The sequence below is a fragment of the Ralstonia flatus genome (assembly GCF_958439105.1).
GTDB classification, from domain to species: Bacteria; Pseudomonadota; Gammaproteobacteria; order Burkholderiales; family Burkholderiaceae; genus Ralstonia; species Ralstonia flatus.
The window spans coordinates 1-23,819 of the sequence record NZ_CAUDLI010000005.1; the positions used below are offsets into that span (position 1 = coordinate 1).

The window sequence follows — 23,819 nt, forward strand, 5'->3', positions numbered from 1 at the left end:
CGTTGCCAGCACTGCATGCACCGATAGGCTACGGGCGACGGAACGCCCGGTTTTCTTCCGTCAGACTTCAACGGCAAAACAACGAACTACGCGACTGTCACGTCGCACAAGGACGACTACCCCAGCTTGGTCGCGCCAAACGTGTAGCTGCCACCCACGGTGATCAGCTTGTAGAGCGAGCCGGTGCCGCTGCCATCGCGCTCCTGGTCGTAGCTGGCGGCCAGGTACAGCGGGCCGGCGCTATAGCGCCCCGCCAGGTTGAACAGCGAACCCTGCGAGATCGAGCCGGCGGCTTCGCCGAAGCCGTACATCGCGCCGAACTGCGCGCCGCCCAGGTCGGGCGACACGTACTTGATCGTGTTGTTGTAGATCTCGCTGACGGCGTCGAACTCGCTGAACTTGAAGATCGAGCCCGAGTTGTAGCCGCCCTTGAAGACGCTGCCCACCAGCCAGTCGTCGTTGAAGTTCCATTGCTTGCCGGCCGTCAGCGTGCCCGACGACGAACTCAGCCCGACATACGAATTGCGCGAGAACAGCGTGCCGTTGGACGACATGCGCCCGTTGCTCGGGTTGAAACCCGCCTGCAGGTTGAACAGCGCCTTCAGGCCGCCACCGAGGTCTTCCTTGCCGCTCAGGCCGAAGTTGGACACACCGAGAATGCTGTCCGACACGCCGGTCAGGCTCTGCGAGCCGTTGCCGGCATGGTTGGTCCAGCTCACGCCGGTATCGATGACGCCCGACAGCGTCACGCTCGACTGCGCAGCAGCGACGCCAGACAGCCCGAATGCCAGGGCGGCAGCGCCCAGCTTGGTGGTGGTGCTCATGACAGGTGATCCCCCTAAATGAATTGGCGCGACCGCGTGGCCGCTCCCGGCATTGCGTTCTATGTTGAGTACAAGCTTAGTTTGGATTGTGCACAATCACGGAGGTCATCCATGCAGTAACCGTGCCATGCAAAATCGCGGGTTTTCGCCTGCTTCTGGTGCAAAACCGTGTGTGGGGCGGGGAGATTTCTTGAGAATGGCGCACCAAGGTCGTCCGGATTGGCATCAGGGTTGTGCACAATCCAAGCGCGGTTTGCTCGATTAGAATGGCGAGATGCCAGCGCCCACGACCCCTCCGATCTCCCAGCCCCGCCGCAACAACGCCGAAATCGACGCCCGCATTTCCGATGCGGTGTACGAGGCGATCCTTGAGCAGAAGCTGCCGCCGGGCACGCGCCTGGTCGAGGCACAGCTATGCAAGGCCTTTGGAATTACGCGGGGGACATTGCGCCGGGTACTGGTGAAGCTGGCGCATGAGGGCGTGGTCGAACTGCAGCCCAATCGCGGCGCGACCATCGCCGTGCACGACGCGGCGGAAGCGCGACAGGTCTTTGGGGCGCGGCTGATCCTGGAAACCGGCTCGGTGCGGGAACTGGCCCAGCACGCCACCGCGGCGCAACTCGCCGAATTGCGCGCGCTGGCCGCTGCAGAACATGCCAGCCGGGAGTCCGGCAACTGGCGCGAGTGGATCCGCCTGTCGGGCGATTTCCACATCCAGCTTGCCGAGGCCAACGGCAACCCCATCATCACGGCAATGCTGCGCACGCTGGTGGCGCGCACCTCGCTGCTGATCGGGCTTTATGAGTCTCCCGCACGGCCGAGCTGCGGCCATGACGAACACCTGGCCATTCTCGATGCGGTGGAGCGCCGCGACGGCGAGCGCGCCGCGCGGCTGATGGGCGAACACCTGGGTGAATACATCGCTGCGCTGGAGCTGGAGCCCCGGCAGGTGGAGGCGATCGATTTCTCGACGCTCTTCCGCCGCGTCAAGTTCTGACCGCGCGGTGGCCTAGCGTTGCAGGATCGCCAGGGCCACCAGAATGCCCACGGGCGGCAACACGCACCAGAACGACAGCATCGCAAACGCCAGCGCCCCCAGCACCGCCCCGATGGCAAAGCCGGCAAGCGGCGGCACCATCTTGCGCAACCGCGTGCGCGCAACGTCCTTCTGCGTAGCGCCCGGCGACAGCAGCTCCACCACATCGATCACGATCTGCGTGGTGTTGCCCGTCATGATCGTCGTGGGGGCGTGTTCCGACAGCACGATGCGCGCCTTGGCGTTCTGCACGCCCATCGCCGCGACGCCGATCAGCCCGACAACGATCGTGGCTGGTGCATCGGGCGACTGAATCGGCAGCGCCAGCAGGCCCGCCGCCATGAAGGCCAGCAGCAGAACGGCCTGCACAAGCAGCAGCGGCCGCAGCGGTGCCACACCGCGCCGCGTGAGCGCCGTCACGGCGAGTTTGGTCGCTGCCACGGTCACCACGAACATCGGCAGCGCCAGCAGCTTGGCGAGCACGCCTTGGCCGGAGCCCGCCAGCTCCAGGCCGATCATCACGAAGTTGCCGGTGACATGCGCGGTGAACAGTCCGAACAACGCCGCAAAGCCGACCACATCCACATAGCCCGCGACGAACGCCAGCAGCGTTCCCTGTGCGATCAGGAAACGTGCTGACGCCGGTGTGGCCGTTGCCGCCGTCGCGGCTTCAGAAGGCAAAGCACGAACACCCGAAGGCGCCCCAGAAGCCGCGGAAGTTGGTGGTCGGCACATTGGCCGTGCGCGCTTTCTGGTGGGCGTGGCCGTGCACCGAACACGAACCGACGCACTGATGCACCTGTTGCTGCATGGGCGCAGCCGGCCGCCAGTGCCCCGGCACGCGCGCCACGGGCGACCACTCCGGCAGCACCGGAATCGGCGGCGGGCCGAATTCGGCAAACTCGGCGGCGCCGTAGACGATGCGGCCGCCGACCACCGTCAGCACCGATTCGATGGTCTTGATATCGGCCTCGGGCACGCTGAAGAAATCCGCCGACAACGCCGCCAGATCAGCGAGTTGCCCGACCTTGATCTGCCCCTTGTTGCCCTGGTCTGCCGAGAACCAGGCGCTGCCGTGCGTGTACAGCTCGAGCGCCACCTCGCGCGGCAGCCCTTCCGGATACAGCGCCATGCCGCCCACGGTGCGCCCGCTCGCCAGCCAGTACAGCGACGTCCACGGGTTGTAGCTCGACACGCGCGTGGCGTCGGTGCCGGCGCCCACGGGCACGCCTTCGGCCAGCATGCGCTTGATGGGCGGCGTCTGTTCGGCAGCGGTTGCGCCGTAGCGGTCGACAAAGTATTCGCCCTGGAAGGCCATGCGGTCCTGGATGGCGATGCCGCCCCCGAGCGCGCGCACGCGCTCGATGTTCTTCGGCGAAATCGTCTCCGCATGGTCGAAGAACCACGGCAGGCCGTTGAAGGGAATGTCGCGGTTCACGCGCTCGAACACATCGAGCATGCGCGAAATCGATTCGTCGTAAGTGGCGTGCAGCCGGAACGGCCAGCGCTGCGCGACGAGGTGGCGCACCACGGTTTCCAGCTCCTGCTCCATCGTCTCGGGCAGGTCGGGGCGCGGTTGCAGGAAGTCTTCGAAGTCAGCGGCGGAGAAGACCAGCATCTCGCCCGCGCCGTTGTGGCGGAAGAAGTCATCGCCCTGGCGGTATTGCACGCTGCCGGTCCAGTTCTTGAAGTCGGCCAGCTCTTCTTTCGGCTTCTGCGTGAAGAGGTTGTAGGCGATGCGGATGGTGAGCTGGTTCTGCGCCGACAGCTCGCGGATGACCTCGTAGTCTTCCGGGTAGTTCTGGAAGCCGCCGCCCGCGTCGATGGCGCTCGTCACGCCCAGGCGGTTCAGCTCGCGCATGAACTGGCGCGTGGAGTTGACCTGGTATTCGGGCGGCAGCTTCGGCCCCTTGGCGAGCGTCGCGTACAGGATCATCGCGTTGGGCCTGGCGATCAGCATGCCGGTGGGCTCGCCCGATGCGTCGCGCTGGATCTCGCCGCCGGGCGGGTTCGGCGTGTCCTTGGTGTAGCCGACCTGGCGCAGCGCTGCGCGGTTGAGCAGCGCGCGGTCGTACAGGTGCAGCACGAACACGGGCGTATCGGGCGCGGCCTGGTTCAGTTCTTCGAGCGTGGGCATGCGGCGCTCGGCAAACTGGAATTCCGACCAGCCGCCCACCACGCGCACCCATTGCGGCGACGGCGTGCGCGCGGCCTGCTCCTTGAGCATGCGCATCGCGTCGGCCAGGGACGGCACGCCTTCCCAGCGCAGCTCGAGGTTGTAGTTCAGCCCGCCCCGGATCAGGTGCAGGTGTGAATCGTTCAGGCCGGGAATGACGGTGCGCCCGCGCAGGTCGATGACCTGGGTGGCAGCGCCGCGCTGGGCCATCACGGTGGCATCGTCGCCCACGGCAACGAAGCGGCCCTCACGCACGGCAACGGCGCTGGCGGTGGGGCGTTCGCGGTCGACCGTGTGGATGCGGCCGTTGTGCAGGATGAGGTCGGCGGTCATTGCGTCAGTATTTGGGATAGATCGAAAAGCGTCCGGGTCCGGCAATCAGGACGGTGGTGAAGATGATCAGCAGCATCCAGCCGAACTGTCCATCGGCAAGCGACCAGTCCGGATGCACCACCAGCATGGCCACCAGCAACGTGGCGATGATGGGCAGACACGCCAGGCGCGTCAGCACGCCAAGCGCAATCAGCAGCGGACACAGCGTTTCCGACAGGATGGCGAGCAGCAGCGTGGGTGCGGCGCCCATGTGGAATGGGTCTTCAATGCGCGTCAGTTCCTGGCTGTAGTGCAGCACCTTGGGCAGCCCATGCACGGCGATCAGCAGGGCGCTGCCGGTGACGCGCAGGAACAGCAGGCCGGCATGCAGCGCAACATTCGCCGCGGTGCCGGCGGGGGCGGCAGCTTGCGAGGGTTCGAGCGACAGGCGTGTCATGGCATCAGCTCGGATTGCGCGGCGTGGCGCTGCCGGATTCGCCGGTGGCGACCAAATCCGTGGGTGACGCCTGGGGCGGCGCTTGGCTCGGCACTTGAGGCGGCGCGCCGGTGATCTTCGGCACGCATTCGTGCCGGAACCACGCCATGGTGATCGGCTCGCCGGCCAGCAGGCGCTGCGCGGCCGGCACGATCTGTTCGCCGATCAGCATGCCGAGCAGCCCGACCAGCGCGATCGCCGGTGGCGCCGGTGAGCGGACGTGCAGCAATGCATAGATGACGCCGACCAGCATGCCGACGGCAATGGAGATGAGATAGGGCTTCACGAGGAGGGCTCCAGGATGCCAAGGGGCGGCGCGCGCAAACGGCGCCGCCCGTGCCGATCAGGTGCTGAGGAAGGCCAGCAGGTCCGCGTTGACCTTGTCCGCCTCGGTCACGCACATGCCGTGCGAGCCGCCCGGATAGACCTTCAGCGTCCCGTTCTTCACCAGTTCCACGCCCAGCTTGGCCGAATTGTCGATCGGCACGATCTGGTCGTCGTCGCCATGCAGGAACAGCACCGGCACGTCGATCTTCTTCAGGTCTTCGGTGTAGTCGACCTCCGAGAATTCCTTGATGCACAGATACTGGCCGTGAATGCCGCCGGTCATGCCCTGCGCCCAGAAGGCGTCGATGGTGCCCTGCGAGACCTTCGCGCCCGGCCGGTTGAAACCGAAGAACGGCGTGGCGAGATCGCGGTAGAACTGCGAGCGGTTGTCGGTCACGCCCTTGCGGATGCCGTCGAACACGTCCATCGGCAAGCCGTTCGGGTTGGCCGCCGTCTTCAGCATGATGGGCGGCACCGCGCCGATCAGCACCGCGCGGGCCACGCGCTTGGTGCCGTGGCGGCCGATGTAGTGCGCGACTTCGCCGCCGCCGGTGGAATGGCCGACCAGCGTGGCGCCCTGGATGTCGAGCGCGTCGAGCAGCGCTGCCAGGTCGTCGGCATAGGTGTCCATGTCGTTGCCCTGCGACGGCTGGTCGGATCGGCCGTGGCCGCGCCGGTCATGCGCGATGACACGAAAGCCCTTCTGCACGAGGAACAGCATCTGCGCGTCCCACGCGTCGGCATTGAGCGGCCAGCCGTGCGAGAAGACGACGGGCTTGCCGCTGCCCCAGTCCTTGTAAAAGATGCGCGTACCGTCTTGGGTGGTAATCGTTTGCATGGGAATGAGAGAGAGGGTGGAGGCTGGTTGAATGGACGACGGGGCGACGCATGCGGTTGCACATGCGTCGCCCGGCCGGAACAGCGTCTTCTTTTATAGTCGGCGGCGCGATCAGTTGGCAGCCACGGCAGCCAGCGCCTCGTGCGGCGTCGCGGTGCGTTGCGGGGCCTTGTGCACCATCGTGTAGGCGTAGTCGACGCCCATGCCGTAGGCGCCGGAGTGCTCCTTCACCAGCTTCATGACGGCGTCGTACGTGTCGCGGTGGGCCCAGTCACGCTGCCATTCCAGCAGCACCTGTTGCCACGTCACGGGCACCACGCCGGCCTGGACCATGCGCTGCATGGCGTAGTCGTGCGCGTCCTTCGACGTACCACCGGACGCGTCGGCGACCATGTAGATCTCGTAGTCGGCATCGTGCATGGCCGACAGCGCGAAGGTGCAGTTGCACACCTCCGTCCACAGGCCCGAGACGACCACCTTCTTGCGGTTGTTCTTTGCCAGGGCATCACGCACCTTCTGGTCGTCCCAGGAGTTCATCGAGGTGCGTTCCAGCAGTGGCTGATCCGGAAACACATCGAGCAGCTCCGGATAGGTGTAGCCCGAAAAGCTCTGCGACTCGACGGTCGTAATGGTGGTGGGGATGTTGAAGATCTTTGCGGCCTTGGCAAGGCCAACGGTGTTGTTCTTCAGGACCTGACGATCGATCGACTGCACGCCGAAGGCCATTTGCGGCTGGTGGTCGATGAAGATCAATTGACAGTTCTGCGGGGTAAGGACTTCCAGCTTGGGATTCATGGCCGTATCCAGTTTCCGATGGGGAACTACGAGAGGGGATGCTGCAGACCTGTCGCCGCATCGACGCGGCGCGATCAACGGCCCATCCATGATAGGAAGTTGCGCTCCGGGCGGAACGGCTTAATTGGCGAGTGCAGTTTTTGCGTTTGCCGAACAATCGTCGCGACGTTCGGAAACATTCAGTGGGTACCCTGGACCCGCGCGCCGGTCGTGGAATTCGGTCGTGCGATTCGGCGCGCGTGGCCGTCAGCGACGTCAGCGGATCCAGCCGCGCTCGAGCAGCGGTTTGTCCCAGGCCAGCTCGCCGGCGTGGTGGCTGGCCAGGCAATCGATCAGCGCGCACACCTTGACTGCCTGCCGCTGCGTCGCCGGATACACGGCCGAGAAATGCAGCGGTGTCAGGTCGAAATCGGCCAGCACGGGCACGAGGCGGCCGGCGACCAGGTCGTCGCTGATGACGAGCGTGGGCAGGCAGGCGATGCCGGCGCTGGTCAGGGCGTAGTCGCGCAGCAGATGCACGGAGTTGGAGCGCACCTGCTCGGGCAGGTCCATCGCGGGGAGCGTTTCGCCGTTGCGCGAGAACTCCCAGCGCTTGCGTGTCGGATAACCGGAATACAGCGCCAGCGAATGCTGCAGCAGGTCGGCCGGCTGTTGCGGCAGGCCGTACTCTTCCACGTACGCCGGCGTGGCGCAGAACATGCGCCGCAGCGTGAACAGGCGCCGCTCGATCAGCGAATCGTTGATGGGCGGGAAGATCTGGAACACCACGTCGAACCCCTCGGCAATGGGGTCGACCACGTTGTCGTCGACCACCACGTCGAGCTGGATATCGGGGTACTGCGCACCGAACCGGGCCAGCGGTTCGGCAAAGTGGCTGAGCGCGTATCCGGGCAGCATGCGGATGCGCAGCTTGCCGGCCGGCGTGGCGCGCAGGCCGCGCATCTGGTCGGTGAGATCCGTCAGCATGCAGACGGCTTCGGCGCATTGCTTGTAATAGGTCTCGCCCACTTCGGACAAGCGCACGTGCCGCGTGCTGCGGTGAAACAGCGGCGCTTCGATAAAGCGCTCCAACTGCTGCACGCGGTTGGTGACCACCGAGTTGGTCACGCCCAACTGGCGGGCGGCTTCGGCAAAGCTGCGCGTTTCTGCCACGCGCACGAAGGCTTCGATACTGAGAAAACGGTCCATTTCCAGCGTCCTGGCGCCTGAGGTGAAAGGGGGGGGGGCGCGACGCCGGCCATCATACGGCGAACCGGTGAAATGTGACGGGAGCGTCAGCAAGGCTTTTCTGCCCGTCGTCGCGTCGTTTATCCTCTGCAATCTGTTTCATCCCGTCTTCCATTCCAATACCAAGCAATACCAAGCGAGGAGCAGTTCATGGCAATTCAAGTCGTCGGCATCGTCGGTGCCGGAACAATGGGCAACGGCATTGCGCAAGCGTGCGCCGTGGTCGGGCTGGATGTGGTGATGGTGGATATCAGCGATGCCGCCGTGCAGAAAGGCATTGCCACCGTGACTGGCAGCCTGGATCGCCTCATCAAGAAAGAAAAGCTGACCGAGGCCGACAAGGCCGCAGCGCTCGCCCGCATTCAGGGCTCCACGTCGTATGACGACCTCAAGCGCGCCGACCTCGTCATCGAGGCCGCCACCGAGAACTTCGACCTGAAGGTGAAGATCCTCAAGCAGCTCGAGGCTGCCGCTGCGCCGCACGCAATCGTGGCGTCGAACACGTCGTCCATCTCGATCACCAAGCTGGCCGCCGTGCTGCAAGACGCCAGCCGCTTCATCGGCATGCATTTCTTCAACCCGGTGCCGATGATGGCGCTGGTGGAAGTCATCCGCGGCCTGCAGACGAGCGATGCCACGCATGCGGCAGTGGAAGCGCTGGCCAAGCAGCTCGGCAAGACGCCCATCACGGTCAAGAACAGCCCGGGCTTTGTCGTCAACCGGATCCTGTGCCCGATGATCAACGAGGCGTTCTGCGTGCTGGGCGAGGGTCTGGCTTCGCCGGAGGAGATCGACGAAGGCATGAAGCTCGGCTGCAATCACCCGATCGGGCCGCTGGCGCTGGCCGACATGATCGGCCTGGACACCATGCTGGCCGTGATGGAAGTGCTGTACACCGAATTCGGTGATCCGAAATACCGCCCGGCCATGCTGATGCGCGAAATGGTGGCCGCCGGCTACCTGGGCCGCAAGACCGGCCGCGGTGTGTACGACTATCGCAAGTGAGCCAATCCCACACCGCATCGGAGCCGTCCATGTCGATCTATACGTATCAGGTGCTGTGGGCTGACCTGGACGGCAACCAGCACCTCAAAAACACGCGCTACATCGACTACGCGTCGCACAGCCGGTTTCGTTTTCTGACCGAGCAGGGCTTTGGCCCGAAGGCCTTCGCGCAGCACAAGCTCGGGCCGGTGGTGTTTGAAGACCGTGTCAGCTACCGCAAGGAACTGCGCCTCATGGATGCCTTTACCGTGAGCGTGGAGACCGCCGGCCGCAACGAGCGCGGTTCGCGTTTCATCATGGTCAACCGCATCCGCAATGAAGCGGGCGACCTGTGTGCGGAAATCACCAGCATGTGCGCGTGGTTTGACCTTGCCGAGCGCAAAGTTGCCGCGCCACCGCCGGAGCTGTTCGCCGTGATGGAGCGCACGCCCCGTACGGACGACTACCGGCTGCTTTAACGGCTGTCCGACAACTGTCAGGCCGGATTCGCGCAAACTGTCTGCAAGTGTGCATGGAGACGGTGTGGCGGTGCGTTGAAGATGACGCATCGCCACACCGTTTTTTCTTCCCCAACACTTCGGACGCCACCATGTCGCGCTACGCCTTCCGCCTGCTCAACGTCTTTGCCGAATCCACCTTTGGCGGCAACCAGCTCGCCGTGTTTGAAGACGGGCGCGGCCTGGACGACGCCACCATGCAGGCCATCGGACGCCAGTTCAACCTGTCCGAGATCACCTTCATCTTTCCCGACGCGGCCGATGGCGCCACGGCGCGCTTCCGCATCTTCACGCCCGATTACGAGATGCCGTTTGCCGGCCACCCGTCGCTGGGGACCGCGCAGGTGGTGCGCGAACTGTATGGCCCCGGCAATGAGCTGACGTTGCGTTGCCCGTCGGGCATCGTGTCGCTGACGGCGCAGGACGACGGGTGGTCGCTGGTGCCGCCGCGCTCCGGTGCCCTGAGCACGCGCGAGGCGGACCCGGCCATCGCCGGCATGCTGGGCTTGGATGCCGATGCGCTGGCAGGCCCGCCGCTGTGGGTGGATGCCGGTATCGAACAGTTGATGGTGCCCGTCAAGACACGCGCTGACGTCGATCGCGCCCGCCCCGATCTGTCGGTATTCGACGCGTGGCCGCGCAGCCGCAACGACGGGCGCAATGCGTACGTCTTCACCATGCCGAAGCCCGGCAGCAATGATCCGGTGGTGTCGCGCTTCTTCTTCGAATACGGCACCGGCATGCTCGAAGATCCGGGCACCGGCTCGGCGTGTGCCAACCTCGGCGGCTGGCTGCGCGCGACGGGCCATGCGTTGCCGGCCAGTTACCGCATCGAGCAGGGCGCTGCGGTGGGACGACCCTGCCACCTCACGCTGCGTGTGGATGCGGACGGCACGATCCACGTCGGTGGCCGCGTGATCGAAATCGGCCGCGGCACGTTGACGATTTAATCGGCGGCGCCCAGCTGCTTGCAGAAGAACGTCGTGCCGCAGAACGCGCCGTCCGGCATCAGCGCGTAGTTGGGCACCACGCCCACGCGCTGCCAGCCGGCGCGTGCGTACAGCCGCTCGGCGTCGCCGCCCGTCACGGTGTCGAGCACCAGCACCGTTTTGCCCTCGGCGCGCGCCTCGTCTTCGATGGCCGCCATCAGCCGCTGCGCCAGGCCTTGCCGGCGCGCCCGGCGGAGCACGAGCATCTTGGCGACGTCGGCGCGGTGCGGCTGGTTTTCCGGCTGCGCGAGCACCAGTTGCACGGTGCCGTGGATGGCGCCCGCCGCATCTTCGGCAATCAGCAGGGCGCGCTCGCCCCTGGCCACGCCGTCGGCCACACCGCGCCAGAATGCCCGCGCCTTGTCTTGCGACAGCGGCGCCATGAAGCTGACCGACGCGCCGCCCTCCACGCAATCGATGAGCACATCGGCCAAGGCATCGACGCACGCGCTTGCCTCGTTGGCGCCCACGCGGCGGATGGTCAGGGTGTCGGTCATCAGGGCCTCCAGTGGGCAGCGGATACGGTTGTGAGTGCGACGAGGTAGCGGGCCGGCCGCCGCGTGGGGTTGTGATAGACGATCGGACAGTCCAGCCGCATGGTCAGGCAATCGCCTGCATTGAGGCGCCAGTGCGCGTCGCCCACGGTCATTTCCATCGTGCCTTCGATGATCCACACCTGCTGGTGGATTTCCGCATCGCGCGCGCCGGTGTCATAGGCGACGCGCTCGCCGGGCGGAAAGTGCACCTCCACGAGCTGCAGCGGCGAACGCGCTGCCGGCGACAGATTGCGCCGCACGTAGCCGGAGGCGGGGTCGGTCCACTCCGGCTGCTCCGCCGCGCGCGATACGGGCGAGGGCTCCGCGGCCGGCGCCGCACCGTCTTCGAACAGCGAGGCCAGCGTCACGCCCAGCGCGGAGCTGAGCCGATCGAGCACCGTAGCGGTCGGGCTGCTCTGACCGCGCTCGATCAGGGAGATGGCCGATCGGCTGACCTGGCTGCGTTCGGCCAGCGCGTCGAGCGAGAGCCCCTGGGCGTCGCGCAATTCGCGCAGGCGCTGGGCGATACGTTGATGGATGTCCATGCATTCCAGTTTAATGGAAATTTTCATCTAGTAAACTGGAATATGAAGCGACGAATGATTGGCCTTGCTGAGGGTAGTGCCTTGCGCAACCGTCGGCTGAATCTTGCGATTGCTGCTAGATTGCCCAGCCACGCAAATTTTTTTCGCCGTTTTCTAGACGATTGGTCTACAGGAGATTGCCATGCCGCAACGTGAAGCCGTCAATCGCCGCATCGTTCTCGCCAGCCGCCCCAGCGGCACGCCTTCGCTCGACAACTTCCGCATCGAAGAGACTGCAGTGCCCACGCCGCAGGACGGCCAGGTGCTGCTGCGCACGCTGTACCTGTCGCTCGATCCTTACATGCGCAATCTGATGGACGAAGTCGGCCCCGGCTACGCGCCGCCGGTGGAGGTGGGCGCGCCCATGGTGGGCGGTACCGTCAGCCGCGTGGTGGCATCGCGGGACGCGCGGTTTCGCGAGGGCGACGTGGTGCTCGGCGCGGCTGGCTGGCAGGACTATGCCGTTGCGGGCGGCGACGAGTTGACCGCGCTGGGCGATATGCCGGAGCCATCGCTGGCGCTGGGCGGGCTCGGCATGCCGGCCTTTACGGCGTACGTCGGTCTGCTCGACATTGGCGAGCCCAAGCCCGGCGAAACCGTGGTGGTAGCCGCGGCCACGGGCGCGGTCGGTGCGGTGGTCGGACAGATTGCCAAGCTCAAGGGCGCGCGCGTGGTCGGCATTGCCGGCGGCGCGGACAAATGCCGCTACGCCGTCGACACGCTCGGCTTTGACGCTTGCCTGGACCGCCGCCAACCCGACCTCGCGAAGCGCCTGGCCCAGGCCTGCCCAGACGGCATCGACGTGTACTTCGAAAACGTGGGTGGCGAGGTGTTCGACGCAGTGTTGCCGCTGCTGAACATCGGCGCGCGTGTGCCTGTGTGCGGTTTCATTTCGCACTACAACGACGAGGCCGCCGCCGGGCCAGACCGCCTGCCCAAGGTCACCGCGACCGTGCTGCAGAAGCGCGTGCGCATGCAGGGCTTCATCATCCTCGACCACTACGCCAGTCGCTACGACGCGTTCCAGCGCGACATGGCCGCGTGGGTGGCGGCCGGTAAGGTGAAGGTGCGCGAAGACCGCGTCGAAGGCCTGGAAAACGCCCCGGCCGCGTTCCTCGGCCTGCTCGAAGGACGCAACTTCGGCAAGCTCGTGGTGCGCGTGGCCGAGGCCTGATCGGCCGGGCGCTGTCGGTTCGTTATTGGGCTGCGGCGTCGCGGCGCTGTAACGTGGGCGGCAGCCACGAGCCGTCGAGCGCGGCCTCCTTCGGCCACGTCAGCTGCATGCGCAGCAGGAACGGGCCGGTGGGCGGCGGCAGCCAGTTGTTGCGCATGCCTTTGGGCGGCGCCCGCTGGATCAGGATGTCGAGCGAGCCGTCGCGGTTCAGGCGCGGGTGGTCGGCTTCGCTCAGCATGTTGCGCAGGCCCGGGCGCTCCGCAGTGCTGCGCGGTTGCCCGCCGGCGGATAACGCGGCGATGGCCCAGCCTGCGTTCTCGGGCGGGAGCTGGTTGCGATCGAAGTGCAGGACATAGCGGTGCGTGCTGTCCAGCGCCATGCCGTTGGTGTCGGTCTTGGCGGTGGCGACGAGCATGTCTTGCGGCAGGTCGGTGCCGCCGCCGTTCCACGCGACGATGGCGCGCTGCGCGTAGTCCAGCCCATAGGCGCCGACCATGCGCGGGATGAACCAGCCGTTCTGCGTGATGGACGGCTGCTTCACGGCCAGCGAGAGGGTCTCCCGCGCCGCCGCCACGCCGCCATCCATGACCTTCAGATGGGCGGCGCTCACGGCCTTGGCATCGAAGGGCGCGCCGGGCACGATGCCCAGGTCGCGCAGCGATTGCAGCATCGTCGAATCGGCCGCGTGCGGTGGATTGTCCTTCAGCAGTTCGGCAAAGCGCGTGAAGTAGCTGTTGGCATCCAATGCGGTGACGCGGCGGCGCGCGGCCTCCATGCTGACGTCGAGGTCGGTGGCCTTGTCGGTGTTCACCTTGGTTTCGGCTTCGGCCTCACGCAGGGACGTTTTGCCGAAGGCGTCCAGCGGGGTGATGCGGTAGCGGTCCTGCACGCGGCGCGCGGCGGCCACGTCGCGCGCGCCGGCGACTTGCGTGCGGGCGACGATCCACACCAGGTTGGTCGGCGCGGCGATCTGCTTGACGCCGGCCGGCAGCGTGCCTTCCCAGCCCGGCGGCGTGAGGGCGTAGTGCGCGGCCCGCGACCCCGTGGTGCGGTTGCCGAGTGACTCGAACACATCGCTCCACCCGTCGTGCAGCGCCACCCAGATGTGGCGGCGCCCCGTGTCGGGCACGCTCAGGACGACCGGCCCATTACGCAAATCGACGAATGCGCTGCTCGCGAGCACATCTACGCGGGCGCGCACGCCGGTCGGCAGGGTTTCGTCTTCCAGCGTGCGCTGATGCATGAACGTGCCGGCGGGCGCCAGCGCGGACGTGGTCTGCACCAGCGCGTCGGTCATCATCAACGGAAACGCGTAGACGTAGGCCGAGCGCACGAGCGCTTCGTTCGGCTGCGGCAGACGTTGTTCGATGGGAGCCGTGGTCGCGGTGTTCTGGGTAGAGCAACCGGTCAGGCCCAGGGTGATCGCCGAGGCCACCACGCTCAGCGCCGCGGCCAGCTTGGTCAGCGGGCGCGCGGGCGCAGGGCAGTGCGTCATCTTGTTCTCCTTTGTCGTCGGTGCGCGCAACAGGAAAGCAGACGCCTGTCGGTCATCCCCCCAAGGATGCTTGCGCATACGGTTGCGCGGTGGCCGATTCCGCAGCCCCGCGCATGTCGTGTCATGAATCTTTGGAATGTAGAAGCGCCGCCAGCGCAAGTCAATTGAAGTGCAGCAGGGCACGCACGCATGGCTAGGCGCAGGCGCGTTTCACAGGCGCAGGTGCAGCGCGAGACGCAACTTTGCAGCGTCGTACTCGGCTTTCATGCGCGCCACGATTTCGGCGGCGGGCGGCAGATCGGCAATCTGCCCGACACCCTGGCCGGCGCCCCAGATGTCTTTCCAGGCCTTGGCGCGCGAGCTGCCGTCGCCAAAGTTCATCTTCGATTTATCGGCCTCGGGCAGGGCCGCCGGGTCCAGGCCGGCCAGTTCGATGCTTTCGCGGATGTAGTTGCCGTGCACGCCGGTAAAGAGGTTGGTATAGACAATGTCCGACGCGGCCGCGCGCACGATGGCTTGCTTGTAGCTTTCCGCCGCGTGGGCTTCCTGGCTGGCGATGAAACGCGTGCCGATATAGGCAAAGTCGGCGCCCATGGCCTGCGCAGCGAGGATGGCATCGCCCGTGGCGATTGCGCCCGACAGCGCGATCGGCCCGTCGAAGATGCGGCGCACCTCGCCCACGAGTGCGAAGGGCGAAAGCGTTCCGGCATGCCCGCCCGCGCCGGCGGCGACCAGAATCAGGCCGTCGACGCCGGCTTCCAAGGCCTTTTCCGCATGGCGCAGATTGATCACGTCGTGCAGCACGATGCCGCCGTAGCTGTGCACGGCATCGAGGATTTCCTTGACCGGCGCGCGCAGCGAGGTGATGAAGATCGGCACCTTGTGCTTGACGCACGTGGCCACGTCCTGCTCCAGCCGCGCGTTTGAGTGGTGCACGATTTGATTGACGGCCATCGGCCCAACCACCTCCTGCGGATGCGCGGTGCGGTACGCCGCCAGTTCCGCGTTCATCTGCGTGAGCCAGTCGTCCAGCACCTCCGCCGGGCGCGCATTGAGCGCCGGGAATGCCCCCACGATGCCGGCCTTGCATTGCGCCAACACCAGTTCCGGATAGCTGACGATGAACATCGGTGAACCAATGACGGGCAGCGTCAGGTGCTGCAGCGCGGGCGGCAGGTGCTTGGCGGCGGGCATGGCGTCTCCTGGTTTGGCAAACCGGCACAACAGGGCAGAGCATGTCGTTCGATTATAGGAACGATCCCGCACCCCGCCGCGCGAGGTCGCCCCACCGGGCTCAGACGTGGGCGTGCTGCGCCAGCAGTTCGATGAAGGCGCGGTTGAAGGCGGGCAGGTCATCGGGTTTGCGGCTGCTGACCCAGTTGCGGTCGGTCACCACCTCACGGTCGACCCACATGCCGCCGGCATTGCGGATGTCGTCCTGCAGCGTCGGCCAGCTCGTCAGCGTGCGGCCTCGCACCAGTCCGGCAGACACCATCAGCCACGGCCCGTGGCAGATCACGGCGATGGGCTTTTGCGCGCGCTCGAACGCTTTCACGAAGGCCTGCGCGCCCGGCACCACGCGCAGTGCGTCGGCGTTGAAAACCCCGCCGGGCAGCACCAGGCCGTCGAAGTCGTCTGCCTTGGCTTGATCAAGCGTCAGGTCGACTTTGAACGTATCGCCCTTGTCGGCGTGGTTGAGGCCCGTCACGCTGGGGCCTTTCGGCGCAATGATGCTGACGGTGGCACCGGCGGCTTCCAGCGCCTGCTTGGGGCTGGCGAGTTCGGCCTGCTCGAACAGGTCGTCGACGAGGATGGCGATGCGCATGTCATGCAATTGGGTCATGGCGAACTCCTTGTCAGGGGAAATCAAAAGAAGAGAACCGCAGGGGATGGTTCCGCAACGCGCGTGCCCGCTCTGCGCTAGCATGCGGAGCATTCGCCACGCATCACTTCAACCACGACCGATCACCGGAGACCCGCATGACCACGCCGCTTTCCATCGATGCCGCCACCGCTGCCGCAGATGCCGCGCTGTTTCCCGGCTTTCGTCCGTTCCGCCAGATGGCCAACGGGGTGGAGATCGCGGGGGTGATCGGCGGGAGCGGCCCGCCGCTGCTGTTGCTGCATGGCCATCCGCAAAGCCATGTGATCTGGCATAAGGTGGCGCGCGAGCTGGCGCACGATTACACGGTCGTTGCGACCGATCTGCGCGGCTATGGCGCCTCGTCCAAGCCTGCCGGCAGCGCCCGGCATGCGGAATACAGCAAGCGCACCATGGCGCAGGACCAGGTGGAGGTGATGCGCGCGCTCGGCTTCGGCCGCTTCCGGCTGTGCGCGCATGACCGCGGGGCGCGGGTGGCGCATCGCCTGTGTGTCGATCATCCCCTCCACGTCGAGCGCGCCATGCTGCTCGACATCGCCCCCACGCTGGCGATGTACGAACACACCGACATGGCGTTTGCGTCTGCCTACTGGCATTGGTTCTTCCTGATCCAGCCGTCGCCGTTTCCCGAGACGCTGATCAACGCCACGCCCGATTTCTACATCAGCAAACTGATGGGCCTGCGCCACGCGGGGCTGGAACCGTTCGCACCCGAAGCCATGGCGACCTACGCCGCTGCCATGCGCGAACCTGCGTGCGTGCACGCCATGTGCGAGGACTACCGTGCCGCCGCCACCATCGACCTCGAACATGATCGCGCCGACCGCGACGCAGGCAAGCGCGTGAGCGTGCCGCTGCGTGTGCTGTGGGGCGAGCACGGCGTGATCCAGCGCTGCTTCAAGCCGTTGGAGTTGTGGAAAGCCGTGGCGGACGACGTGAGCGGCGGCACGGTGCCATGCGGGCATTACGTGCCGGAGGAGGCGCCGGAGGCGTTGCTCAAGGAGATGCGCGCGTACTTTGCCTGAGGCGGCTTGAGGCGGCTTGAGGCGGCCTGAGGTGGCTTGAAGCGGCCGCCTACGCTTCGGCCCATTCGCGCAGCAGGTTGTGATACGTCCCCGTCAAGGCAATGACGGACGGATCGTCCTGCCCCAGCAACCCCATCAGCCGCTGCAGTTCCGTGTCCATCTGGAACAGCAGCGTGCGGTGCGCATCGCTGCGCACCATGCTCTGCAGCCAGAAGAACGAGCACGCGCGCGCGCCGCGCGTCACCGGTGTTACGCGGTGCAGGCTGCTGCTGGGGTAGAGCACCATGTCGCCGGCCCCGAGCTTGACGCGGTGCTCGCCGAAGGTGTCGTCGATGACGAGTTCACCGCCGTCGTAGTCTTCGGGCTCCGTCAGAAACAGCGTGCAGGAGAGGTCGCTGCGGATGCGGAAATCCGTGCCGCGCAGATGGCGCACGGCGTTGTCGACGTGGTTGCCGAAGGTCTGGCCGCCCGCGTAGCGGTTGAACAGCGGAGGAAACACCTTGAGCGGCAATGCGGCCGAGAAGAACAGCGTATTGGCGGACAGCGCATCCTGAATCAAGGTGCCGACCTCGCGCGCAGCCGGCGAGCCCTCGGGCAGCTGCATGTTGTACTTCACGTGGCCCGACTGCGCGCCGGCCGTGACCTTGCCGTCCACCCACTCGGCAGCGTCGATCGTGGCGCGGCACTGCGCGACCTGTTCCTTCGTGAGGACGGCGGGAATTTTCAGCAACATGGCGATGGGGTGTTCAGCACGCAGGCCAGCGCACGCAACCGCGCATCGGGATGGCCAGCGAGAAAGTCATGCGCCTTCGCGAGGAAGGCCGGTGTGGCGGTGCGCGGTACGGCTTGCATCCAGACGAGGGCGTCGTCAGCGCGGTTGGCGAGTGCGAGCAGGCGCGCAGCGTTGAACTGGCCGCGGAAGTCTCCGCCGTCTGCGGCACGCAGATAGCAGCGCAGGGCCATCGCGGGATCGGCCTCGACCTCCCAGCCGTCTTCATAGAAGCCGCCCAGCACGTTGATCGACTTGGCGTGCCCTTGCGCGGCCGCCGCCTGGAAGAGCGCAAACGCGCGGGCGCGGTCCGCCGGGATGCCGCGCCCGAGTTGCAACTGCGTCGCGTAGTTGTACTGACCCCAGTCGAGCCCTGCATCGGCTGCGCGGGCGTACCAGTGCGTGGCGGTCTTGTCGCAGGCGGGCGTGCCCCAGCCGTGCTCATAGCAGCGGCCCAGCATGTTGGCGGCCATCGCGTGGCCCGACAGCGCGGCCGTCTTGAACCAGAACAGCGCTTCGCCCGGGTTGCGTTTGACACCGCGGCCATCGAGCAGCCATTGGCCGAAGATCGCCTGCGCTTCCGTGTGCCCGCGCTGGGCGGCTGCCGCCAGCCAGCGCGCGGCGCGGTCGGCGGGGCCGGTCAGCACGGCGTGGATGGCATCGACCACCGCCGCGTCGGCTGTGGCGGCGACAGCGGCTGTGGCGGTTGCAGCGTCAGCCGGCATCAGTAGCGGATGCCCAGCGTCAGGATGGCCATGCGGCCCGGTGCCAGCGATGCGTAGTGCGATGCATACGCCTGGTTGAAGTAGACCTTGTCGAACACGTTCTGCACGTTCAGTTGCAGGGTGGTGTGCTTGTCGATGCGGTACGCGGCCATGGCGTCAAAGCGCCAGTAGGCCGGCACCCACTTCGGGTTGGCGGGGTTGGCGCTGCCCCACACCTTCGAGACGTAATACGCGCCGCCGCCCAGCGTGAGTTTCGGCATCGGCTGATACGTCGTCCACAGGCTGAAGCTGTTCTTCGGCGTGTTGGGGAAGGCCGTACCGTTGGTGCCGCCAAAGGCTGCGCCCGCGCCGCCGTTGTTGCGCAGCTCGCTCTTCAGATACGTGTAACCGCCGAACACCTGCCAGCGGTTGGTCAGCGCGCCCGACCAGCCCAGCTCGAAGCCATCGACGCGCTTGTTGCCCGCCATGGCCGCGGTGCCGTCCTGCTGCACGATGCGGGCGTTGGTCGTCTCGATCCGGAAGATCGCGGCCGTCAGTGCCAGCTTGCTGTCGAGCACGTTCCACTTGGTGCCGAGTTCGTAGGCGCGGTTCTTTTCCGGAGCGAGCACGTCGCCGCGATTGCCCGAGCGGTCCGGTGTGAGCGCGCTGGTATCGGCGCCCTGGCCCGCCACCGAGCCCGATGGCGTCGACGATGTGCCGTACGCCAGATAAATGCTGCCGTTCTGCGCAGGCTTGAACACCAGGCCGAGCTGATAGTTCAGCAGGTTGTCATCGCGCGAGAAGCTCGAACGCACGCCTTGCGCATTCGCCGACGTGGTGGCCGATGCCGAATAGCGATCAAAGCGCAGCCCGCCGTTGACTTGCCACCGCGGCGACAGCTCGATCGTGTCGAACACATACGCCGATTGCGTGCGCACCGTCGTCTCCGCCGGATTGTTGCTGAGCGTGATGCTGCCGGCCCATGGGTCGTTCGGGTTTGGGTTGAAGAGATCCGCGCAGTTGTTGCCGCCCGCCGCGCCGATGCCGTTGGGGCAGCGGTTGCTGCCGGTGGCCACGTTGTAGGTGTCGTTGCGGCTGCGCTCGCGCGAGAACTCCAGGCCCGCCGCGTAGCTGTGCTTGAGGCCGCCGGTGGTGAACTTGCCGGTCGCTTCCGTCTGGTTGGCAACGGTGTTGGCCACCGAATAGCGCGAATTGGTGCGGCGCCAGACCATGCCGTAGTAGATGTTGCCCTGGCTGTCGTCGGGTTGCGTCCAGACGGTGTCCTGGCTGGTGCGGGCGACGCGCGTAGTGTTGCGCAGCTTCAACGCGCTCGACACATCGTGCTCCAGCGTGAAGGTGCCCATGTCGGCGCGGTCGCGGCGGAAGTCGCGCGACAGGCCGTAATAGACATTGCGATCGACATTCACGGGCGCGCCGTCGCCGGGGGCGAACAGCTGCGGGCGGCCGTCGGTGCGGCGGTTGAACGTGCCGTTGTTGTACGGGATGCCGGTGTCCGGCGTGTCGTTCGATTGCAGGTGGTAGTACGACAGCGTCGCCCGCGTGGGCGTGCCCAGCCCAAAGGCGATGGACGGTGCGATGCCCCAGCGGCTGAAGCTCGTCACGTCGCGGCCGGCAACAGCGGCGTCGTGCGCCATCGCGTTCAGGCGGAACGCCGCGTGCTCGCCGATCTGGTAGTTGCCGTCCGCCGTGGCGCGTTTGTACGCCGCGTTGCCGACCGACAGCGTGCCCTCGGTGAAGTGCTCCAGCTTCGGCGTCTTTGTGACGATGTTGACCGCCCCGCCCGCCGCGCCGCGGCCTTCATACGCGCCCGACGGCCCCTTGATGACTTCCACCGATTCCACGTTGAACATCTCGCGCGATTGCGCACCGATGTCGCGCAGCCCGTCGAGGAAGGTGCTGGCCTGCGCGTCGTAGCCGCGGATGAACGGGCGATCGCCGACGGGATTACCGCCTTCGCCGGCGCCAAACGCGATGCCCGGCACCGTGCGCAGCGCCTCGGTGAGCGTGACGGAGCCCGTGCCCTGCAACACCTCTGCGGGGATCACCGTGACGGACTTGGGCGTATCGAGCAGCGGCGCGGTGAATTTGCCGCCAGAGGCCGCATCGGCCTTGAAGCCGTTGGTGCCGGTCACGGTCTGCTCGGGCAGGGTGGCGGATACGGCGTCTTTCTTCGTGTCGGCCAGCGCCGGCGCTGAGGCTACCGCGAAGCTCATTGCGCCGGTCAGGTAACCCACCACCGAATGTTCGGTGCGCTTGCGTTCGATCTGTGCTGCGGACATGACGTGGTGACACTCCCCTGAAAGTTTTCGTCACATGTTTGTTGTAAATGAGAATTGTTATCGTTTGCATGTGAGCGAGTCAACGCGGCAGCTGGCGAATTGCTTACGGCTGCAGCGGGATCGTCATATAAATCATGGGGTTACGACGCTCCGGCCGCGCTGTAGAAAATTGTTGAGGGCGATGGCACGCGAACGCTTCCATTTTTTCAATCAAATGATTTAGTATTGCCGGGCAGGTTCTCCAACCGAATTCCCTTTCCAAGGCGAGCGTCGCGTGAGCACGGACCCGGAACTCCTCATCGAGCGGCGCGGCCAAGCGCTGTGGCTGACCATTCAGCGCGAAGACCGCCGCAACGCGATCAACGCCGCCGTGCTGGAAGCGCTGACTGCCGCGCTGGCCGACGCCGGCCGTGACGCTGCCGTGCGCGCCGTGGTGCTGACCGGCGCCGGTACGCGCGCCTTCTGTGCGGGTGCCGATCTGCAAAGCGGCCAATCGTTCCGCTTCGACTATTCCGAGCCGCACCAGGCACTGGCCGATCTGTTTCGCGCGGCGCGTCGCTGCACCGTGCCGCTCGTCGCCCGCGTGAACGGCGCGTGCATGGCGGGCGGCATGGGCTTGCTGGCGATGTGCGATCTGGCGGTGGCCAGCCGCAGCGCCACGTTCGGGTTGCCGGAGGTGAAGGTCGGCCTGTTTCCGGCGCAGGTGCTGGCCGTGCTGCAGCACCAGTTGCCACGTCGCGTGCTCAATGAACTCTGCCTGACGGGCGAACCGATGAACGCAGACCGCGCGCTCGCCGCCGGCCTCGTCAACGAAGTCGCCGAGCCGGAAGCGCTGGATGCAGCAGTCGACGCATTGCTCGCGCGGCTGGTCGACAAATCGCCGTCGGCCATCCGGCGGGGCCTGTACACGCTCAAGCAGGTGGAATCGCTCAGCTTCGAACAGGCCATGGCCTTTACCGAAAGCCAGATCGGCCTGTTTGCCTTGACCGAAGACGCGCAGGAAGGCCAGGCCGCCTTTCGCGAAAAGCGCGCGCCCAACTGGACGGGCCGCTGACATGCGCAAGGACACCATTGCCATCGGCGGGGCCAGCGGCTTCTGGGGCGACAGCGTGACCGGGCCGCTGCAGCTGGTGGTCTCCGGCCGCATCGACTTCCTCGTTTTCGATTACCTGGCCGAGCTGACCATGTCGCTGCTGGCCAGCGCCCGCATGAAAAACCCCGAGTTGGGTTACGCCACCGACTTTGTGAGCGTGGCGATGCGCGCGGTGCTCAAGGATGCGCTGGCGCAGAACATCCGCATCATCGCCAACGCGGGCGGCGTGAATCCGCGCGGATGCGCGGCGGCGCTGCAAGCGTTGGCCGCTGAGCTGGGCGTCAGCGTGCGCATTGCCGTTGTGGAGGGCGACGACGTCACGCCGCTGCTGCCCACGCTGCGCGACGAAGGCGTGCGCGAACTGCAAAGCGGCCGCCCCTTGCCCGACAAGGTGGTCAGTGCCAACGCGTATCTCGGCGCATTGCCGATCAAGGCAGCGCTGGATGCCGGCGCGCAGGTTGTCATCACGGGGCGGTGCGTCGACAGCGCCGTCACCCTCGGCGCGTTGATGCACCACTTCGGCTGGGCGATCGACGACTACGATCGACTGGCTGCCGGCAGCCTTGCCGGGCACATCCTTGAATGCGGCTGCCAAGGCGCCGGCGGCCTGCACACCGATTGGGAAGCCGTGCCCGACTGGGCGCACAGCGGCTATCCGATCGCTGAATGCCGGGCCGACGGCAGCTTCATCGTCACCAAGCCCGACGGCACGGGCGGGCTGGTGACGCCCGCGACCGTGGGCGAACAGCTGCTCTACGAAATCGGCGACCCCGCGCGCTATGTGCTGCCCGACGTCGTTTGTGATTTCACACACGTGACGATGACTCAGGCCGGCGAGCATCGCGTCGAAGTGCGCGGCGCACGCGGTCGCGTGCCCACGCCCGATTACAAGGTGAGCGCAACGTATGCCGACGGCTATCGCGCGACGGGTCAGCTCACCGTTGTCGGCATCGATGCCGATCGCAAGGCGCGCCGCACAGCCGAGGCGATTCTTGAGCGCACGCGCGGCCTGTTCCGCCAGCTCGGCCTGCCGGACTACAGCGCAACGCATATCGAGACGCTCGGCTCGGCGTATCTGTTCGGGCCGCATCAGCCGGCCGCGCCCCGCTTTGAATCGGTGATGTGGCTGGCGGTGACGCATCCGAACAAGCAGGCGTTGGAACTGTTCGCGCGCGAAATCGCCCCGGCCGGCACGTCGTGGGCGCCCGGCACGACCGGGGCGGGCGGGCGGCCAAGCGTGGTGCCGGCCATCAAGCAATACGCCTTCCTGCTCGACAAGGCGCGCGTGCAGCCGCGCGTGACGTTGCTGGGCGAGGAAAGCTTCGACATCGCCGTGCCGACGGGCGGCGTCGCGCTGGAAACATCCGCTGTTGCGCCGGCATCGGCTGCATTGCCGCCCGGTCCGACGCGGGACGTGCCGCTCATCGAACTCGCCTACGCGCGCAGCGGCGACAAGGGCGACACCTCCAACATTGGCGTCATCGCACGTCGGCCTGAAGACCTGCCATTGCTGCGCGCGCAGCTGACCGCTGAGGCCGTCGCGGCGTACCTCGCGCACGTCGTGAAGGGGCGTGTGACGCGCTACGAACTGCCCGGCATCCACGCCCTCAATTTTGTGTGCGAGCAGGCGCTGGGCGGTGGCGGCATGGCGTCGCTGCGCAACGACCCGCTCGGCAAGGGCATGGCGCAGGTGCTGCTGACGATGCCGGTGCGCGTGCCGGTCGACCCCATTTGA

General features: G+C 66.4%; 24 protein-coding genes. 8 read left to right on the top strand and 16 right to left on the bottom strand.

Annotation, left to right across the window (positions count from 1 at the left end; all coding sequences use genetic code 11):
* Positions 1–116: 116 nt before the first annotated feature.
* On the bottom strand, positions 117–824 hold the full coding sequence (locus tag R2676_RS12755) for a porin (protein WP_316857287.1): 708 nt from the start codon (positions 822–824) through the stop codon (positions 117–119).
* A 274-nt stretch (positions 825–1,098) separates the two neighbouring features.
* Here R2676_RS12755 and R2676_RS12760 point away from each other — a divergent pair, with 274 nt between their 5' ends.
* On the top strand, positions 1,099–1,821 hold the full coding sequence (locus tag R2676_RS12760) for a GntR family transcriptional regulator (protein ID WP_206273237.1): 723 nt from the start codon (positions 1,099–1,101) through the stop codon (positions 1,819–1,821).
* 12 nt (positions 1,822–1,833) lie between these two features.
* On the opposite strand, the gene R2676_RS12765 is transcribed toward R2676_RS12760, so the two are convergent.
* From R2676_RS12765 to R2676_RS12795, 7 genes are all read right to left on the bottom strand, one after another.
* Complete coding sequence (locus tag R2676_RS12765; protein WP_206273238.1) at positions 1,834–2,541, bottom strand: YoaK family protein; 708 nt, start codon at positions 2,539–2,541, stop codon at positions 1,834–1,836.
* A complete protein-coding gene (locus R2676_RS12770) occupies positions 2,531–4,369 on the bottom strand; it encodes an amidohydrolase (protein WP_206273239.1) in 1,839 nt (612 codons plus the stop codon). Before R2676_RS12770 ends, R2676_RS12765 begins: the two co-directional genes overlap by 11 nt.
* 4 nt (positions 4,370–4,373) lie before the next feature.
* Entirely contained in the window at positions 4,374–4,805 is a 432-nt protein-coding gene (locus R2676_RS12775) for a DoxX family protein (RefSeq protein ID WP_104610756.1), read from the bottom strand.
* A 4-nt stretch (positions 4,806–4,809) separates the two neighbouring features.
* A complete protein-coding gene (locus R2676_RS12780; protein ID WP_206273240.1) occupies positions 4,810–5,130 on the bottom strand; it encodes a XapX domain-containing protein in 321 nt (106 codons plus the stop codon).
* A gap of 57 nt (positions 5,131–5,187) precedes the next feature.
* On the bottom strand, positions 5,188–6,009 hold the full coding sequence (locus tag R2676_RS12785) for an alpha/beta fold hydrolase (RefSeq protein ID WP_206273241.1): 822 nt from the start codon (positions 6,007–6,009) through the stop codon (positions 5,188–5,190).
* Positions 6,010–6,120: 111 nt separating this feature from the next.
* Positions 6,121–6,804 carry a hydrolase gene (locus R2676_RS12790; RefSeq protein ID WP_027678469.1) on the bottom strand — a complete coding sequence of 228 codons (684 nt, stop codon included), beginning with the start codon at positions 6,802–6,804 and terminating at the stop codon, positions 6,121–6,123.
* 255 nt (positions 6,805–7,059) lie between these two features.
* Positions 7,060–7,992: a LysR family transcriptional regulator gene (locus R2676_RS12795; protein WP_206273242.1), complete on the bottom strand. Its 933-nt coding sequence runs from the start codon at positions 7,990–7,992 to the stop codon at positions 7,060–7,062.
* A gap of 189 nt (positions 7,993–8,181) precedes the next feature.
* Between R2676_RS12795 and R2676_RS12800 the strand changes: the two genes are divergently transcribed.
* From R2676_RS12800 to R2676_RS12810, 3 genes are all read left to right on the top strand, one after another.
* Positions 8,182–9,036 (top strand): 3-hydroxybutyryl-CoA dehydrogenase, encoded by an 855-nt coding sequence (locus tag R2676_RS12800; RefSeq protein ID WP_206273243.1) that lies wholly within the window; start codon positions 8,182–8,184, stop codon positions 9,034–9,036.
* 29 nt (positions 9,037–9,065) lie between these two features.
* Complete coding sequence (locus R2676_RS12805; RefSeq protein ID WP_206273244.1) at positions 9,066–9,494, top strand: acyl-CoA thioesterase; 429 nt, start codon at positions 9,066–9,068, stop codon at positions 9,492–9,494.
* Between the two features lie 131 nt (positions 9,495–9,625).
* On the top strand, positions 9,626–10,483 hold the full coding sequence (locus tag R2676_RS12810) for a PhzF family phenazine biosynthesis protein (protein ID WP_206273245.1): 858 nt from the start codon (positions 9,626–9,628) through the stop codon (positions 10,481–10,483).
* Here R2676_RS12810 and R2676_RS12815 read toward each other — a convergent pair.
* Together R2676_RS12815 and R2676_RS12820 are read right to left on the bottom strand one after the other, a co-directional pair.
* On the bottom strand, positions 10,480–11,019 hold the full coding sequence (locus R2676_RS12815) for a GNAT family N-acetyltransferase (protein ID WP_206273246.1): 540 nt from the start codon (positions 11,017–11,019) through the stop codon (positions 10,480–10,482). The two genes, R2676_RS12810 and R2676_RS12815, sit on opposite strands and share 4 nt — an antisense overlap.
* A complete protein-coding gene (locus R2676_RS12820) occupies positions 11,019–11,603 on the bottom strand; it encodes a helix-turn-helix domain-containing protein (protein WP_206273322.1) in 585 nt (194 codons plus the stop codon). The genes R2676_RS12815 and R2676_RS12820 overlap by 1 nt, the downstream gene beginning before the upstream one ends.
* A 181-nt stretch (positions 11,604–11,784) precedes the next feature.
* Between R2676_RS12820 and R2676_RS12825 the strand changes: the two genes are divergently transcribed.
* Positions 11,785–12,816: an NADP-dependent oxidoreductase gene (locus R2676_RS12825; RefSeq protein WP_206273247.1), complete on the top strand. Its 1,032-nt coding sequence runs from the start codon at positions 11,785–11,787 to the stop codon at positions 12,814–12,816.
* A 22-nt stretch (positions 12,817–12,838) separates the two neighbouring features.
* Here R2676_RS12825 and R2676_RS12830 read toward each other — a convergent pair whose 3' ends face one another.
* The 3 genes from R2676_RS12830 to R2676_RS12840 form a co-directional block, all read right to left on the bottom strand.
* The gene (locus tag R2676_RS12830) at positions 12,839–14,311 is read right to left on the bottom strand and encodes a DUF1254 domain-containing protein (RefSeq protein WP_206273248.1); all 1,473 of its coding nucleotides are present in this window, start codon (positions 14,309–14,311) and stop codon (positions 12,839–12,841) included.
* Positions 14,312–14,521: 210 nt separating this feature from the next.
* Positions 14,522–15,505 carry an NAD(P)H-dependent flavin oxidoreductase gene (locus R2676_RS12835; protein WP_206273249.1) on the bottom strand — a complete coding sequence of 328 codons (984 nt, stop codon included), beginning with the start codon at positions 15,503–15,505 and terminating at the stop codon, positions 14,522–14,524.
* A 100-nt stretch (positions 15,506–15,605) separates the two neighbouring features.
* The gene (locus R2676_RS12840) at positions 15,606–16,154 is read right to left on the bottom strand and encodes a type 1 glutamine amidotransferase domain-containing protein (protein WP_206273250.1); all 549 of its coding nucleotides are present in this window, start codon (positions 16,152–16,154) and stop codon (positions 15,606–15,608) included.
* A gap of 137 nt (positions 16,155–16,291) precedes the next feature.
* Between R2676_RS12840 and R2676_RS12845 the strand changes: the two genes are divergently transcribed.
* Positions 16,292–17,218 (top strand): alpha/beta fold hydrolase, encoded by a 927-nt coding sequence (locus R2676_RS12845; protein ID WP_206273251.1) that lies wholly within the window; start codon positions 16,292–16,294, stop codon positions 17,216–17,218.
* Between the two features lie 49 nt (positions 17,219–17,267).
* On the opposite strand, the gene R2676_RS12850 is transcribed toward R2676_RS12845, so the two are convergent.
* The 3 genes from R2676_RS12850 to R2676_RS12860 are packed head-to-tail and all read right to left on the bottom strand — an operon-like array spanning position 17,268 to position 20,991.
* Positions 17,268–17,951 (bottom strand): Fe2+-dependent dioxygenase, encoded by a 684-nt coding sequence (locus tag R2676_RS12850; protein ID WP_206273252.1) that lies wholly within the window; start codon positions 17,949–17,951, stop codon positions 17,268–17,270.
* On the bottom strand, positions 17,942–18,712 hold the full coding sequence (locus R2676_RS12855) for a tetratricopeptide repeat protein (RefSeq protein ID WP_206273253.1): 771 nt from the start codon (positions 18,710–18,712) through the stop codon (positions 17,942–17,944). The genes R2676_RS12850 and R2676_RS12855 overlap by 10 nt, the downstream gene beginning before the upstream one ends.
* Complete coding sequence (locus R2676_RS12860; RefSeq protein WP_206273254.1) at positions 18,712–20,991, bottom strand: TonB-dependent receptor; 2,280 nt, start codon at positions 20,989–20,991, stop codon at positions 18,712–18,714. The genes R2676_RS12855 and R2676_RS12860 overlap by 1 nt, the downstream gene beginning before the upstream one ends.
* Positions 20,992–21,265: 274 nt before the next feature.
* On the opposite strand from R2676_RS12860, the gene R2676_RS12865 reads away from it, so the two are divergent.
* Both R2676_RS12865 and R2676_RS12870 read left to right on the top strand, forming a co-directional pair.
* Positions 21,266–22,045, top strand: coding sequence for an enoyl-CoA hydratase/isomerase family protein (locus R2676_RS12865; protein WP_206273255.1), 780 nt, complete (start codon positions 21,266–21,268; stop codon positions 22,043–22,045).
* Position 22,046: 1 nt separating this feature from the next.
* Positions 22,047–23,819: an acyclic terpene utilization AtuA family protein gene (locus tag R2676_RS12870; protein ID WP_206273256.1), complete on the top strand. Its 1,773-nt coding sequence runs from the start codon at positions 22,047–22,049 to the stop codon at positions 23,817–23,819.